Genomic DNA, 14424 nt, shown 5'->3' on the forward strand with positions numbered 1-14424 from the left:
TCTTCTCACCTCCTGCCGCTATACCTCTCCAGCTCCTGCACGCTGCTATCGAACCTGAACAGGTCGTAGATGTAGTAGAAATGCTCTTTATCGCAGAGGTAGTCGTAGGCGTACTTGGCAAACTCTACACGCGTGGTTTCATAGTCGAACTGCTGCAGCACGCGCTTCAGGTCTTCGGCAAGTATACTTCCGTTGCGCACGGCATCGCGGGCTATACTTAGTTTGGTGCTCTCGAAGTCGCGGCTGCGCATAGTTTGTATCAACCGGTCCACTTCCTGAGCTGTCATAAGATAACGGCAGTTACCACTGTACCGGTCGTCATACCGTGGAGGAACAGGCTCATAATCGTAATCACGGTCATAGTCGTCATAGCGATCTGGGTAGCGAGGTAGCGGCCTTGGTACAGGTGGCACTAAAGGCACTTCGCTGATCAGGCGCAGGTAGGCCTTACCGCTTCTGCTCACAGTACGAAGCACATAATTTGCCTCTACTCCTGCTGGCACTACTACTTTTTGCCCCATCTGGTATACACCCTGCCGCGTTCTTACCTTAAACTCCACGTAATGCCTGCCCGGCTTAAGCGGTGCAATGCGCACATAGTTAGATGCGGTATGGTTTACGGTTCTGTTATCCAGTTTTACCTGGAACACCTCTCCTCTTTTGGCGGTGAAGGTTAGTACAGAGGCTTGTGCAAACACCGGCAGCGCCAGCAGCACAAGCAAGAGGGTAGTAGAAGCTTTTTCATCGGAGTATAGGTTTTTGCTTATACTTCCGCTAAGCCAATTATTATGCCAGAGTTTTGGGGCTAAGTGTAGACTTGGTTTGTTTACAGCAGTTTTTATAGCTTATAATTGATTCCAGTATTAAGGGATTTAAAGATACGGCGCCCTTTAGGCGAGAACTGTTCCCAATCTTAATGGAACGAGTTCAGTCCTTTAGATTCGTTTTGAAGGCAAACCACTCCACATATCCATTAAAACGCTCGCTTACTCTATAGTTAAACCCTACACCTGCAGTTACAAATAAATTATTAACGCCACTTTCTCTTATATCCCTTGATGTAATTACTCCATGTAGCGTTTCACTCAGTTCTGCCTTAGTACTGCCTATTGCAGTAACAGCAGAACCTGTTCCATAAATAGGGAAACGCTTAAAATCCTTAAACAGTATTGCCTGAGCGGTAAGAGGAACAGCTAACACATGTGTCTTTGAAGAAGCACTATACTTTATTGTATCAGTATCTCTATGATTCAGAGACCACTCAAGGTTGTCTTTACTGCCACCATAGCCTAAACCAGTCACAAATCTGCCCCACAAAAAGAATAAAGACAAGTGCAGTTAGTGCTGTTTTCATAGTATAAAATTTAGTTGTTCAGAAAAGGCTAATATTTAACCTCAACTTGTCTCCTTTTTCTTATCCGTTAAATTTTAGAGAAGCCAAACATATTATATAAAGCCAATATAAAAAAGGAAGTATCCCACTCCATACTAACACGACCTTGACCATTTCAATAAGCTAAGCGAGGACAATAATCTGCTTAGCGGCCATTTAGGAATCCAATTGAATACGGCTACGGCAAAAAAAAGCCACAGGCTACGCACCTGTGGCTACTCTAAAGTAGGTATATACTTTGCTATCCTTCGTAGTAAAACTCGCCTTTGTCGCTTTTAATGGTAAGCTCGTTGTGCTCGCTTGCCTCTACACGGCCAACTATCTGCGCATCTACACCAAATGATTTCGAGATATCGATCAGGCTCTGGGCGTGTTGCTCTGGCAGGTAAATCTCCAGGCGGTGGCCCATATTAAACACTTTGTACATCTCTTTCCAATCGGTGTGGCTTTGCTCCTGTATAATGCGGAACAGCGGTGGCACCGGGAACAGGTTATCTTTAATGATGTGCACCTTCTCAGTAAAGTGAAGCACTTTGGTCTGAGCGCCTCCGCTACAATGCACCATGCCGTGTATATGCTGGCGTTGCTGCTTCAGTATCTCTATTACAATAGGCGCATAGGTACGTGTTGGTGAAAGCACCAGTTTGCCTACTTCCATACCTGTCTCCTTGTCAATATCAGTCAGGCGGTAGTTGCCGGAGTATACCAGGTCTGCAGGTAATTCAGGGTCGTAGCTTTCGGGGTAAGAGGCTGCCAGGTATTTATGGAACACATCGTGGCGTGCCGAAGTTAGGCCATTACTACCCATGCCGCCGTTATACTCTGTTTCATACTTGGCCTGTCCTGAAGAAGAGAAGCCTACAATTACATCGCCTGGCTGTATGGTATGGTTCGAGATAACTTCATCGCGGCGCATGCGTGCCGTTACGGTGCTGTCTACAATTATAGTACGCACCAGGTCGCCAACATCTGCTGTCTCACCACCTGTACTATAAATACCTACGCCATTATCACGAAGCATCTGCAGCACTTCTTCGGTGCCGTTGATGATAGCAGCTATTACCTCACCGGGGATAAGATTTTTGTTTCGGCCTATGGTAGAGGAAAGCAGGATATTATCAGTTGCCCCCACACAAAGCAGGTCATCCGTGTTCATCACCACAGCATCCTGAGCTATACCTTTCCAGACACCAAGGTCACCGGTTTCTTTCCAGTACATGTAAGCCAGCGATGATTTGGTGCCCGCTCCATCGGCGTGCATGATAGCGCAGTACTCCGGGTCACCAGTTAGGATGTCGGGGATAATTTTACAGAATGCTTTAGGAAAAAGTCCTTTGTCGATGTTCTTGATGGCGTTGTGCACGTCTTCCTTGGAGGCAGAAACGCCGCGGCGCAAATATCTATTTTCTTCCATAGCTAGGGCTGATTTGCTTACAAATTTAAGAAAGCTACCTGTATAACCGAATCTTAATTAGAGATATTAAATATGTCAGGCAACCAGCAGGTAATAACCATCATCTAAACCAAGTATAATAAAAATCAAAATATATAGTTAAGCTTATATACTCTTTCAAATACTTCTAAAACTATGAGAAAAAAGCAACTACTACCTATACTCGGCCTTATCAGCCTAATGACCACCCCTGCTTTAGCGCAGGAGGATGCCTTAACCTCTAAACCAGGTGCCCTTGCTCCGTACAAGACCGCTATCGGCTTCCGTTATTCCCCTAGTAATAAATTTGGTGCTGATCTGGCTATCACTGCCAAACATTTTATCCGGCCTGAATCTGCTATCGAAGCGCAGGTTGGGATTACAAATTACAACAGAGCCTACTTTGCATCAATACAGTATGTATGGCAGCCTCAGTTGCTAACTTCAAACAGGCTCAGACCTTACGCGGGTATCGGTCTTGGTTTATCAGGTACTGAATTCAACAGAAATGGAGAGCAGCAGCCCTTTTCTACAAACCTCGTTGGCCTGGGCAACATCGGTATTGAATATACTTTCCCTAAGGTTCCATTATCCCTTTCTTTAGACTACCGCCATGCTATTTTTGGCTATAAAACAGATTCATTTAAAGACCTCCCGATTAACAGGCTTAACAACATCGGCATAGGTTTGAAATACAACTTTAAGTAAGAGCATGTTTTTGCCACTTCATAGACCAATGCAAATAAAAGAGCCGCACAAGTATAAACTTATGCGGCTCTCTTCTTTGTAGCGCTACACTGATTACTCTTGTATACGCACAACCTTAAATTCTGTACGGCGGTTACGCTGATGTTCTTCCTCTGTAGTAGCATTTTTTACTACCAGCTGATTTTCACCATATCCCTTGGCTGTAATGCGCGAACGATCAATGCCTTTTGAGATGATGTACTCCACAGCAGACTCTGCCCTGCGCTGCGACAGATCCAGGTTATAGGCATCGCTACCACGCACATCTGTATGCGAGCTAAGTTCAATAGAAATTCCAGGGTTATCTTGCAGCACCTGCACCAGTTTATCAAGCTCTAAGGCTGCATCCGGACGGATATCTGCTTTATCGAAGTCGTAGAAAATATTCTCCAGCACGATTGGCTTTTCTTTCACGATCTCATTCAGCACCAGGGTAGCCGTCAGGCGAACTTCATTTTCCTCCTCAGTCAACTCTTCCTGTTTTGGCATTTTACCCACTGTGCTAATGCGTTGGCGAGCTGTAAAGAAACCGGGTTTCTCTGAAATCAGGAAATAAGTAGAAGCCGTATCCAGGGCAAAAGTAAACTGGCCACTCTCCCCTGTTTTTGTGCTACGAATTGCATTACCCGCTTCGTCCTGTAGCGTTACCTCATGGTTCGGCACAGCAGCACGTTCTTTTGCTCCTTCTCTCTGCTGATAAAGTGTTCCATCTACAATGAAGTTAACCCGCTTACGAGCTGATTTTGACATGAAGTACAAATCATCTCCACCTTTACCACCCTCCCGATTTGAGGAGAAAAAGCCTTTATATTCATTTTGAAGGTAAATTCCGAAATCATCCCCGGGAGAGTTTATAGGCTGCCCCATGTTTACCGGCTTCCCATTTTCAACTCTGAACAAATCTAAATTACCTAAGCCAGGCAAACCATCTGAAGCAATGTACAAAGTCCCATCCGGGCCCACTGACACAAAACTTTCATTACCAGGCGTATTGATAGATGGGCCAAGGTTCTCCGGCGTAGAGAAACGGCCATTGTCATCAAGAGTTGATTTATAAATATCGTTTCCGCCCAGGCCGCCCTTACGGTTCGAGGAGAAGTAAAAGGTTTTGCCATCTGGAGAGAAAGCAGGGGAAGAATCCCAGGCACGAGGATCATTTATGCTTAAAGGCTTTGCCTCACTCCAGGCACCGGACCGGAAGAAGGAGATAAACAAGTCAACGTTTTGGCGGCCTTTCTTAGTACCTTCGTTACTGCGTGCAAAAACCATGGTGCGCCCCTCGTCAGTAAAGGTTGGCAGCGCATCGTGCATTCCCTCCAGGTTTATGCCCTCATACTTGCGAACATTGCCTCCCAGAGCAGCTAAGGAATCCGTTAATGGTGTGGCAAAAATATCAATAAAGCCTTCACCATTGCCCAAGTAAATTTTATCAGCTCCACGTGTAGAAGAGAAAACCAGTTCGTCGTTCCGAATAGCCGGGGCAAATTCTGAGGCATCAGTGTTCAGCGCCTCAAGATTCTGAATTTCATAGCGTGGCCCTCTGTCTAGAATGTCTCTCACGCTGCTGAAGCTTTCAATCTCACGGGCAGCCCTGGCTTTTAACTCGGGATTTGACCCAACTCTCAGGTAGTCCTGGAACTGCCCCATAGCTTTGTCATATTGTCCGTTTGCTTTTAAAGCAAGACCATAGTAAAAATAGGCGTCCTCTTTACGATAGTTGGCATCCAAAGCAGCTTTATAATATGGCTCTGCCTGCGAAATACGGTTAGAGAGCCTGTAAGCTTCCGCAATCTTGTAGTTTACTTCCCCCGGATTGTCTGCTTTATCAAGAGCTTTTGTGTAAAACTCGATAGCACTTTCATACTGCTCCTGCTCAAATTTCTTATCGCCTTTGCTGATAGTTTTACTTGCCCCGCAGGAGCTCAGAAATACAACCAGCAGCACTAACAGTGCCGCCGCTTTTAATTGATGCGCAAGATGCCTCACGTGTAGGGTTAGGTACATGAACAAGTATGGTTAGTGTTTGCCTTATCAGAAATATTTGGCGAGCCAGCTAGCACCCGCAGGCCTTGGCCATGACGCTTGCAGTTCGCCATATGTATTTACTAATGTATCAAAGTATAATGTATCTTGTTTTATTTCGCCGGCTGCCACCTTACTTTTAAGATCGCTGAGGCTGACCTGCTCTACTTCTCCTTCCTTTAGGAAAGCCAGCTGTGTACGATCAAAAAAAGAAATACTGAAACGCTGTTCCAACTCCTTCACAAAGTGCACTGACTTATCAATCGAGCAGCCACTGGCCGATGTTTCAGACTCATTGTTTGCTAACACCAGAAACTGGCTGTAAAGCAACCTTGCAGAAGCCTTTAAGCCTTTCCCATGGCTGCTCCATTCAGTTGCAAAACGCTCCAAAAGTGGTTTTATTTCACTCTGTTCTGCTTCGGTTAGAGGCCTGCTAGCTTGATAAATCCAAAGACGCGCATGCTGCGGCAATTCGTCAAACGGAATATACATGGTAATTGTTAAATGACTTGGCAGTTAAATTAAAATATGACTGACAAAAGATTAAAGCTGTACCTGTACTGGCCACCTTACCTAAACAAATAAATCAAGCTGTAACCAACACACTAACATTACAGCAACTTATTTACTTAATCCTTCTGCCTGTGCGATGAGTTCGGCTATATCAAAAACCTTTACGTTTTCTTCCTGCTCCTTGTTCTTTACCCCATCGTTCATCATCACCATACAAAAAGGGCAGGCAGTAGCAATCAAACCTTCACCTGCACCGAGTACAGCCAGGGCTTCCTCTGTTCTTTCAATGTTAACGTCTTTACTACCTGGCTCCGGTTCTTTAAACATTTGCGCACCTCCGGCTCCACAGCAGAGGCCATTCGCACGGCTGCGCTTCATTTCCACCAGATCAGCATCCAGCGCAGCCAGCACATCGCGCGGCGCCTCATAAATATCATTGGCACGACCTAAGTAGCAAGAATCGTGGAAAGTGATACGACGGCCTTTGAATGCCTCGCCTCCCTGTACACGAACTTTACCCTCGTTCACCAACTGCTGCAGGAATGTAGAGTGGTGGATTACCTCATAATTTCCTCCAAGGTCGGGGTACTCGTTCTTAATAGTGTTAAAGCAGTGCGGGCATGCTGTTACAATCTTTTTGACATTGTACGCATTAAGCACCTCAATATTAGTAAGCGCCTGCATCTGGAACAGGAATTCGTTGCCAGCACGTTTGGCTGGATCTCCGGTGCAACTTTCTTCTGTGCCCAACACAGCATATTTCACACCCACGTGCTCCAGTATTTGCACAAAAGCACGGGTTACTCTTTTATAACGGTCATCGAAAGCGCCTGCACAGCCAACCCAAAACAGGATTTCCGGTTCTTCGCCATTCGCAGCCATTTGGGCCATAGTAGGCACTTTCACTAATCTTTTATTTTCTTCCATCTGAGGGATAATCTATACTTTGTTTTGAAGGGCACCAGCTACAATTGTAAGACGCAGAACGACTTGTTTGTGCCTGATGCCATTGTTCCTATCTAGTTTTTGCTTGGCACGTAAAGTTCATCGGCCCAATTAAATCGATCGGCTGGAGAGAAGGCCCAGGGAGCACCGTTGTTCTCAATATTCGTGAACATCGCGTTCAGAGATGCCGGAGCAGCAGATTCTTCCAACACCAGGAAACGACGCAGGTCCATGATCGTTGATACCTGATCTATGTTTACCGGGCAGGCTTCTACGCAGGCGTTACAAGTAGTACAAGCCCAAAGTTCTTCCGGAGTGATGTATCCACGCAAGAGCGTTTTTTCTTCCGTTACCTCTACACGCTCAACACCGAGCTCTTTGTAATGATTTGGTGCAAAGATAGCCGGATGCTCTCCTTTCTCCTCCATCCTGTCACGGGTATCCATGACGATCTTTCGCGGCGACAGCAACTTACCTGTTATATTAGCCGGACAAACAGAAGTACAACGACCACACTCTGTACAGGTGTAAGAGTCCATTAGCTGCTTCCAGGTCAGGTCTTCCACATCTTTTGCCCCAAAGCGCTGCATCACCGGATTGCCCTCTGCATCCATCTCCGGTGCGGGCGGCTGGTAGCTTGGGTCAAGCATTGCCTTAATTTCATGCGTGATAGCAGGATTGGTAGTGAACTTACCCTTTGGCAAAAGCTTAGAGTAGTACACGTTCGGGAAAGCCATGATAATGTGGAAGTGCTTTGAACTTGGCAGGTAGTTCATAAATGCCAGGATACCTATAATGTGAAACCACCAGCCAACTTTCTCGATCACTAGTAGGCGTCCTGTGTCATCACCAAAGATATCCACGAACAGCTGGCTGATCGGGTATGCCCCAACCACCTCTTCTCCGGCAAGCAGCACCTGCTTCAGGTCCGCGATGTTGAAAGCGAATAGCGCCAGCATCAGCACGATTTCCACAACCAAAATAATATTGGCATCTACTTTCGGCCATGCACGCATTTCGACACCCTTTGATAACCGTGGCACGTGCGTCACATTTCGTCTCCACAGGAAGATAACACATGCAATGATAACAAGGGCGGCCAGAATTTCATTTACAGCCATTAAACCGCTATAAAGAGGACCAGCAAAGCCTAGCACTCTGTGTGTGCCGAAGATGCCATCAATCAAAATCTCAAGCACTTCTATGTTGATTACCAGAAAGCCTACATACACAAACAGGTGCAATATGGCAGGCAACATGCGTTTAAACATTTTCTGCTGGCCAAAGGCAACAAGCAGTGTTTTATTTATGCGCTCTGAAGGATTATCTGCGATCTCTGTATCGCGCCCCAACAGCACATTTTTCCGGATCTTGCGGATCTGCCACACAAACAGGCCAATACCAAGGGCAGCCACAATTAAAAAGATAATATTCTCTATTCCTATCACGGCAAATTATTCGTTATACATACTAATTTGTATATAAAGATAGCAGAATAATGAGAAAAAAGTACTCCAGGGGCACTTTTTAAAATATTTTTCTCAAGAATGTTTGCTACTTAAAAGTTAGTTACTACTTTTGCATACCCTTTAGCAATAAGGGGTACAACAAGAGCTGGTGATGTAGCTCAGTTGGTAGAGCAAAGGACTGAAAATCCTTGTGTCGTTGGTTCGATTCCAATCATCACCACCAGCTAAACCCTCTCCTTAACAGGTGAGGGTTTCTTGTTTTTCTACCTCAAAGGTTTCTGATTGCACCCGCAACCTTTACTTTGTTTTGCAAGATGAAGATACATTAGAAAAAGGAATAACTCGGCAAATTGTTTGATGAATGCCCTAACTTCTATATAAACTTAAAGAGGCATCAGGATAAAGAAGCTCAGGGCTTAAGGCAAACTCTATGGCAGGGGCGGTATATCTTTTCTGATTCATTAACTAATCCTCACAATTAGCCCTAAATTCAAATAAAGCAGCCGAGTAGCCATGCTGGTAAGCCTGATAAAAATGGAAACAAGCAGAGTCTGACATTTGCTGCTCTAATTCAGCTCTCCCCAAAAGGTATAACACCCGGCCATTCTGCTTATCAACATATAGCGCCATTCGGTAATCTTGTTCGGCCGCCAGATAATCCATTAGTTTGTAATAACCAAAACCTCTATAAGTTAAAGCCGCCACCCAATCCTTAGTTCCCACTTTCTCATGCTGAAGAAAAGTGGTTAGATCGTTAACAGCCGCATGATACTTCTTTAAGAAGAAAAGCCGCACCTCTCCCCGGGCAAGGTAGGCACTCCACAGTTCCTCATTTAGTTCTAAAGCATGAGTAAGATCTCTTTCCGCCTGCTCATACTTTGCCAGGTGCTGATAGCTACGCCCGCGCATGAAGTACACCTGAGCTGACGGACGGTCACGGAGAGAAAAAACTTTGTTCAGGTCACTCAGTGCCGCATTATAATCCTCATTTATATCCAACTCAATACGGGCTCTTGCCTCATAGGCAGCAGCATTATCTGGCATGAAGTGAATTGCATCTGAAAGTAAACGGTGCGCGCTGCTATACTTCCCATCTTCCATGTAGGTCAAGGCCGTTTTATACTTATCTTCACCAGTCACATGATCCATAACGAATTTTAGCAGAAGACTAAAAGTGAGGAGTACCGCAATGAAAGAAACGGTAATGTACCAGTCTTTGCGGGAAAAGCGCTTTTCTTCGCGTCTTATAGGGCGGTAATACCGCTCTGAAACACCTGCAGGCTCACGGGTTTGGTAGTAGCGGGCGTCATACTGGCTGGGCTGTTGTTGCCTTAAAACACGCTGCCGCTCCCGCAGGTATTGCAGGCGCAGGTCGTAGCGGGCGCGCTTGCCTGGGTTAGATAAGGTCTGGTAAGCTGTGTTCACCAACTTAAACATTTCCTCAGCCTGCATGTTTCCTGGATTCCTGTCAGGATGGTACCGGAGGGCAAGTTTTTTGTATGCAGCCTTTACCTCCAGCATGGTGGCAGTCACGCTTATGCCTAAAATGCTATATAAGTTCTGATCCAATCAGGTAAAATTCTGAAGAATGTTAGTCTTAAAATTAACTAAAAACAGTCAATCATTATCAAATTCCGTACTACACTTTTATTCAATTATACTTAACGTAAATTTTTACAATTACCCACGTATACAGAAAAAGCATTAAAAAAAGCTAAAAAAACTATGGCTATTCAAGACAACGGCACTCGCGAAAAAAGCAATAATCTTATTGAGCATCTAATGGGTTATATCGATACCCGTATTGATATCATACGATTAGAAATACAAGAAAAGCTAAAAGCAACCTTTGTTAGTTTGATTCATGTAGTATTACTAGGCATAATAGCTTTCATGTGCGTTATTTTTGTTAGTATTTTCTTAGGCTTGCTGCTCAACGAACTGCTCGATAGCACTTTCTGGGGCTTTGGCATTGTAGCGCTTTTCTATATAATACTGCTGATAATACTGATTGTAGGGCTGGATAAAAAAGTTTTTGAAGGTGTAGCCGATAAAGCTTTCGACAATACGATATATAAGTCTGACAAAAGAGAGAAAAAAATATGAGTGAATTAATTAATCCGCTGTACGAGAATGAGCGGGAATTTCTGGAGCGTCAAAAAAATGAGTACAAAAACGCCTTGATGGGTGACGTTGACCACCTAAAAACACAGGGCCAGGATATAGGAAAGAAAGTGGCAATGGCAGGGGGTGTTTTAGTAGCAGGCCTCCTTTTGAAGCGCATGTTTAGTGGCGGCGACAAAAAAAAAGATAAAAAAGAGAAGAGAGTAAAGAAGGCAAAAAAGATAGAATATCATTCTATTCCGGTAACAGCCGAAATGGCTGACTATGACTCTTACGTGCACGAACAGGAGGATGATTATACCTTTTCCTCTGAGCGCATGCCACATGCTAAACACGAAAGCAAGACAAAGAAAGAAGTAAAAAGCTTCCTGAAATCTGATTTTACAAAAATGATTTCTTCGCAGCTTATGACACTGTTGCTGATGTACGTTTCAAAAAAGGTGGAGGAACATCTTAATACTGTCTCTGAAAATAACGATATTGCAGCAGCGCCTGTTCAGGTCGATATTGTAGAGACAGAAGAATACATTGTTCCTAAAGAAGATGCCATTTAACACCCTTTACCAAAAAAAGTATAAATCAGGCAGAAAGCACTTTGCAGTCCTGTTAGATCCGGACAACCTTACAGAGGCTTCCTGCCTGAATCTTCTTTCTTTAAGTGAAGCCCATCAGGTTGACTTCTTTTTTGTTGGCGGTAGCCTTATTACCTCAGACAATCAGGCTGAGCTCATCAAGATCATCAAAGAGAACAGCAAAATCCCTGTTATTCTTTTCCCTAGCAACAGCCAGCACATCGATAAACAAGCAGACGGTATCCTGCTGCTTTCCCTGATCTCCGGACGCAATCCTGATTTCCTGATCGGGCAACATGTTGTGTCGGCTCCTATATTAAGAGACAGCCAATTAGATATCTACCCAACAGGTTATATGCTAGTTGACACAGGACGCCAGACGACAGCTTCCTATATGAGTGGAACTACTCCCCTTCCTTATGACAAACCTGCTATAGCCGCCTGCACTGCTATGGCTGGCGAAATGCTGGGCTTAAGGTACATCTATATGGATGGAGGAAGTGGTGCCATGAAGCCAATCTCAGCAGAGATGATCAGCGCTGTGCGTAAAGCCGTAGACTTACCTATTATTGTTGGAGGTGGTATTGATACTGCCCAGAAAGCTGAGTTTGCCTTGAATGCCGGGGCTGATGTGTTAGTTGTAGGTAATCATATAGAAAAAAACCCCGGCTTTTTGGCCGAGGTTTCTAATCTTGTAGCTTCGTATAACGTTACCTTAGCTTAGATATTCATCGCTGATTCACGACGACGCATCTTACCGGCTGGTATACCAAACATCATTTTAAAGCGACGACAGAAGTAAGCTGTGTCTTTGTAACCAACTTCCTTACCGATTTCGCGGATACTCTTTTTCGTAGTGCGCAGTAAGAATACAGCACGCTCCATACGCTGGTACTCGATATAATCCTGTGGGTTAATACCGGTCAGCATTTTGAAGTACTGGCCTACATAATCCTCAGACACATTAGCCACGTTTGAAAGCACCTTGTTAGACAAATCACCTCCAAGGTTCTCCTTAATGTAGTTAAACAAGTCGATGAGGCGAGGATCCTTGAAGTATGTGCTGTTTGTAGCTAACTGCTCCACAAACATTCTGTTTCTTAGAATATGGCGAACGATCTCTACAACAATGTTCTCGGTGTAGATGTTGATCAAACGCTCTTTACCTGGCAGGTCCTGCATGCTCTCTTCTACAACTTTGATGACCAAGTTAGCCAGCTTGTTGTTGCCTGAGATCAGGAATGCAGGTAGATCAAGTGAGGCGAAGAAGTTAACTGAGTCAAAAACCTTTGCCTCAAAGCTCACAAAGCTGTGGCTCTCCTCTGCATCACCAATCAGATCCAGATCATTGTTACTTTTGAAAAACTTCTCTTTGTTCGTGATCAAATCATCGTTAGAGATAGTCTTTCCTTCTCCGGCTGGACCGTAAGTCACCTTTGTGCTACGGCCACCAGGTATAAACAACAACTCCCCTTCTTCAACCATTTGCTCTTCGTCCCCAAAGAAGATGCTACCTTTATGAAGCAGGATTAAGTTATTGCCTACATCGTAGGAGTTGCGAACCGTGAATGGTTGCTGCAACACCAGATTCTTCGCCTTAATGAACCGCACCCCAAGCGATTCAATAATTTTATTGTAATCTTCCATGTGTGTTACCAACTAACTTTTATACTATAAACCCTTTAATTTGGCCTAAAGCTAAGACTAATCTTTATAAAATTCAAAAATTTTTTAAGAAATAAATTTTAATTCAGAAAAGTCTATTCTTAGCTTAAACAACATTGGAACAAGGCTTTAAAGGTTTTTTTACTTCAGCAGTTCTCTTGAAATTACTATTTTTTGTATTTCAGAGGTGCCTTCATAGATCTGTGTAATTTTTGCATCACGCATCAAACGCTCAACATGGTACTCTTTCACGAATCCATAACCTCCATGAACCTGAACGGCTTCTACCGTTGTTTCCATTGCTACTTTTGATGCAAAAAGCTTTGCCATTGCACCTGACTTACCATAGTCTGCATGAGAATCTTTGTCATAAGCTGCCTGAAGGCATAGAAGACGAGCCGCCTCAATGTTAGTAGCCATGTCAGCCAGCTTGAACTGTATAGCCTGATGCTTTGCTATCTCCACACCAAATGCCTTACGTTCTTTAGCATATTTCACAGCAAGCTCATAAGCCCCGGAAGCAATTCCTAAGGCCTGAGAAGCGATGCCGATACGTCCGCCTGCAAGTGTGGCCATTGCAAATTTAAAGCCGAAACCGTCCTCACCAATTCGATTCTCCTTTGGTACTTTAACATCTGTAAACATCAAAGAGTGCGTATCGGAGCCACGGATTCCCAATTTATTCTCTTTAGGTCCTATAGCAAACCCCTCCATATCAGGCTCAACTATTAAAGCATTGATACCACGGTGACCTTTCTCAACATCAGTCTGCGCGATAACCAGATACACAGAAGCCGTGCTCCCGTTTGTGATCCAGTTCTTTGTTCCGTTCAGCAGGTAATAATCTCCTTTGTCCTCTGCAGTTGTGCGCTGAGAAGTTGCATCAGAACCTGCCTCTGGCTCTGACAAGCAAAAAGCACCTATGATCTCACCAGTAGCAAGCCTTGTCAGATACTTCTGTTTCTGCTCCTCTGTACCATATGTTTCCAGCCCCCAGCATACTAAAGAGTTATTCACGGACATAACAACAGAAGCGGACGCATCTACTTTAGAGATCTCCTCCATGGCCAGTACATATGAAACAGCATCCATGCCGCCTCCGCCATATTTAGGGTCAACCATCATCCCCATGAATCCTAGTTCCCCCATTTTCTTGATTTGCTCAGCTGGGAATTTCTGATGCTCATCGCGCTCAATAACGCCTGGCAACAACTCCGTCTGTGCAAATTCACGTGCAGCGGCTTGTACTGCCAAATGTTCTTCTGTTAATTGAAAGTTCATGCTTATTTATATAAAGAATGAGTTGAAACAATAAATTTTCATACAAAATTAGGAAATACAGTTGTATTAAATCAACCTGATATGCTTTTAATTGTTATGCCTGCCGAACATTTATACGGATATAAAATTGTACTCAAGGATTAAACAGGCTTGAAACCACTTCATAAAATAAAAAGCGCCACCTGCACAAAGAGGCAGGTGGCGCTTTTTATTTTATACTTTACAAGGTGCCATTAATCGCGGCGCCCCATCAGAAGTGAC

Annotated in this window: 14 protein-coding genes and 1 tRNA gene; 5 read left to right on the plus strand and 10 right to left on the minus strand. The window is 44.3% G+C overall.

Features of this window, described 5'->3' with window-relative positions; translation table 11 throughout:
* Positions 1-5: 5 nt before the first annotated feature.
* From ACFSRY_RS08545 to ACFSRY_RS08555, 3 genes are all read right to left on the minus strand, one after another.
* On the minus strand, positions 6-716 hold the full coding sequence (locus tag ACFSRY_RS08545) for a DUF4476 domain-containing protein (protein WP_377506192.1): 711 nt from the start codon (positions 714-716) through the stop codon (positions 6-8).
* Positions 717-927: 211 nt separating this feature from the next.
* Positions 928-1332, minus strand: a complete 405-nt coding sequence (locus tag ACFSRY_RS08550) for a hypothetical protein (RefSeq protein ID WP_377505422.1) — start codon at positions 1330-1332, stop codon at positions 928-930.
* A 302-nt stretch (positions 1333-1634) separates the two neighbouring features.
* A complete protein-coding gene (locus tag ACFSRY_RS08555; RefSeq protein ID WP_377505425.1) occupies positions 1635-2807 on the minus strand; it encodes an AIR synthase related protein in 1173 nt (390 codons plus the stop codon).
* Positions 2808-2981: 174 nt separating this feature from the next.
* Here ACFSRY_RS08555 and ACFSRY_RS08560 point away from each other — a divergent pair, with 174 nt between their 5' ends.
* A complete protein-coding gene (locus tag ACFSRY_RS08560) occupies positions 2982-3533 on the plus strand; it encodes an outer membrane beta-barrel protein (protein ID WP_377505428.1) in 552 nt (183 codons plus the stop codon).
* Between the two features lie 93 nt (positions 3534-3626).
* On the opposite strand, the gene ACFSRY_RS08565 is transcribed toward ACFSRY_RS08560, so the two are convergent.
* The 4 genes from ACFSRY_RS08565 to ACFSRY_RS08580 all read right to left on the minus strand — a co-directional run bounded on the left by ACFSRY_RS08565 (position 3627) and on the right by ACFSRY_RS08580 (position 8500).
* Positions 3627-5576 (minus strand): OmpA family protein, encoded by a 1950-nt coding sequence (locus tag ACFSRY_RS08565; protein ID WP_377505431.1) that lies wholly within the window; start codon positions 5574-5576, stop codon positions 3627-3629.
* A 27-nt stretch (positions 5577-5603) separates the two neighbouring features.
* A complete protein-coding gene (locus ACFSRY_RS08570; protein ID WP_377505434.1) occupies positions 5604-6086 on the minus strand; it encodes a hypothetical protein in 483 nt (160 codons plus the stop codon).
* 129 nt (positions 6087-6215) lie between these two features.
* Positions 6216-7034, minus strand: coding sequence for a (Fe-S)-binding protein (locus ACFSRY_RS08575; protein ID WP_377505437.1), 819 nt, complete (start codon positions 7032-7034; stop codon positions 6216-6218).
* 92 nt (positions 7035-7126) lie between these two features.
* Positions 7127-8500 (minus strand): 4Fe-4S dicluster domain-containing protein, encoded by a 1374-nt coding sequence (locus tag ACFSRY_RS08580; protein ID WP_377505440.1) that lies wholly within the window; start codon positions 8498-8500, stop codon positions 7127-7129.
* Between the two features lie 168 nt (positions 8501-8668).
* Here ACFSRY_RS08580 and ACFSRY_RS08585 point away from each other — a divergent pair.
* Positions 8669-8744, plus strand: a tRNA-Phe gene (locus ACFSRY_RS08585).
* 242 nt (positions 8745-8986) lie between these two features.
* Here ACFSRY_RS08585 and ACFSRY_RS08590 read toward each other — a convergent pair.
* Complete coding sequence (locus ACFSRY_RS08590; RefSeq protein ID WP_377505443.1) at positions 8987-10090, minus strand: J domain-containing protein; 1104 nt, start codon at positions 10088-10090, stop codon at positions 8987-8989.
* Positions 10091-10246: 156 nt separating this feature from the next.
* Here ACFSRY_RS08590 and ACFSRY_RS08595 point away from each other — a divergent pair, with 156 nt between their 5' ends.
* The 3 genes from ACFSRY_RS08595 to ACFSRY_RS08605 are packed head-to-tail and all read left to right on the plus strand — an operon-like array spanning position 10247 to position 11941.
* Positions 10247-10627, plus strand: a complete 381-nt coding sequence (locus tag ACFSRY_RS08595; protein ID WP_377505446.1) for a phage holin family protein — start codon at positions 10247-10249, stop codon at positions 10625-10627.
* Positions 10624-11199 carry a hypothetical protein gene (locus ACFSRY_RS08600; RefSeq protein WP_377505449.1) on the plus strand — a complete coding sequence of 192 codons (576 nt, stop codon included), beginning with the start codon at positions 10624-10626 and terminating at the stop codon, positions 11197-11199. Before ACFSRY_RS08595 ends, ACFSRY_RS08600 begins: the two co-directional genes overlap by 4 nt.
* A complete protein-coding gene (locus tag ACFSRY_RS08605) occupies positions 11189-11941 on the plus strand; it encodes a geranylgeranylglyceryl/heptaprenylglyceryl phosphate synthase (RefSeq protein ID WP_377505452.1) in 753 nt (250 codons plus the stop codon). Before ACFSRY_RS08600 ends, ACFSRY_RS08605 begins: the two co-directional genes overlap by 11 nt.
* Here the strand turns inward: ACFSRY_RS08605 and ACFSRY_RS08610 are convergent.
* A complete protein-coding gene (locus ACFSRY_RS08610; RefSeq protein ID WP_377505455.1) occupies positions 11938-12864 on the minus strand; it encodes an AraC family transcriptional regulator in 927 nt (308 codons plus the stop codon). The genes ACFSRY_RS08605 and ACFSRY_RS08610 overlap by 4 nt on opposite strands.
* Positions 12865-13023: 159 nt before the next feature.
* Positions 13024-14163 carry an acyl-CoA dehydrogenase gene (locus ACFSRY_RS08615; RefSeq protein ID WP_377505458.1) on the minus strand — a complete coding sequence of 380 codons (1140 nt, stop codon included), beginning with the start codon at positions 14161-14163 and terminating at the stop codon, positions 13024-13026.
* Positions 14164-14424 lie beyond the last annotated feature (261 nt).

The organism is Pontibacter locisalis, assembly GCF_042684605.1.
Classification (GTDB): Bacteria; Bacteroidota; Bacteroidia; order Cytophagales; family Hymenobacteraceae; genus Pontibacter; species Pontibacter locisalis.

What these genes read in the sequence shown, in the direction of transcription:
- ACFSRY_RS08575 (WP_377505437.1), bottom strand. Translation starts at nt 7,034, where the DNA reads ATGGAAGAAAATAAAAGATTAGTGAAAGTGCCTACTATGGCCCAAATG.
- ACFSRY_RS08565 (WP_377505431.1), bottom strand. Translation starts at nt 5,576, where the DNA reads ATGTACCTAACCCTACACGTGAGGCATCTTGCGCATCAATTAAAAGCG.
- ACFSRY_RS08595 (WP_377505446.1), top strand. Translation starts at nt 10,247, where the DNA reads ATGGCTATTCAAGACAACGGCACTCGCGAAAAAAGCAATAATCTTATT.
- ACFSRY_RS08605 (WP_377505452.1), top strand. Translation starts at nt 11,189, where the DNA reads ATGCCATTTAACACCCTTTACCAAAAAAAGTATAAATCAGGCAGAAAG.
- ACFSRY_RS08560 (WP_377505428.1), top strand. Translation starts at nt 2,982, where the DNA reads ATGAGAAAAAAGCAACTACTACCTATACTCGGCCTTATCAGCCTAATG.
- ACFSRY_RS08615 (WP_377505458.1), bottom strand. Translation starts at nt 14,163, where the DNA reads ATGAACTTTCAATTAACAGAAGAACATTTGGCAGTACAAGCCGCTGCA.
- ACFSRY_RS08555 (WP_377505425.1), bottom strand. Translation starts at nt 2,807, where the DNA reads ATGGAAGAAAATAGATATTTGCGCCGCGGCGTTTCTGCCTCCAAGGAA.
- ACFSRY_RS08570 (WP_377505434.1), bottom strand. Translation starts at nt 6,086, where the DNA reads ATGTATATTCCGTTTGACGAATTGCCGCAGCATGCGCGTCTTTGGATT.
- ACFSRY_RS08610 (WP_377505455.1), bottom strand. Translation starts at nt 12,864, where the DNA reads ATGGAAGATTACAATAAAATTATTGAATCGCTTGGGGTGCGGTTCATT.
- ACFSRY_RS08600 (WP_377505449.1), top strand. Translation starts at nt 10,624, where the DNA reads ATGAGTGAATTAATTAATCCGCTGTACGAGAATGAGCGGGAATTTCTG.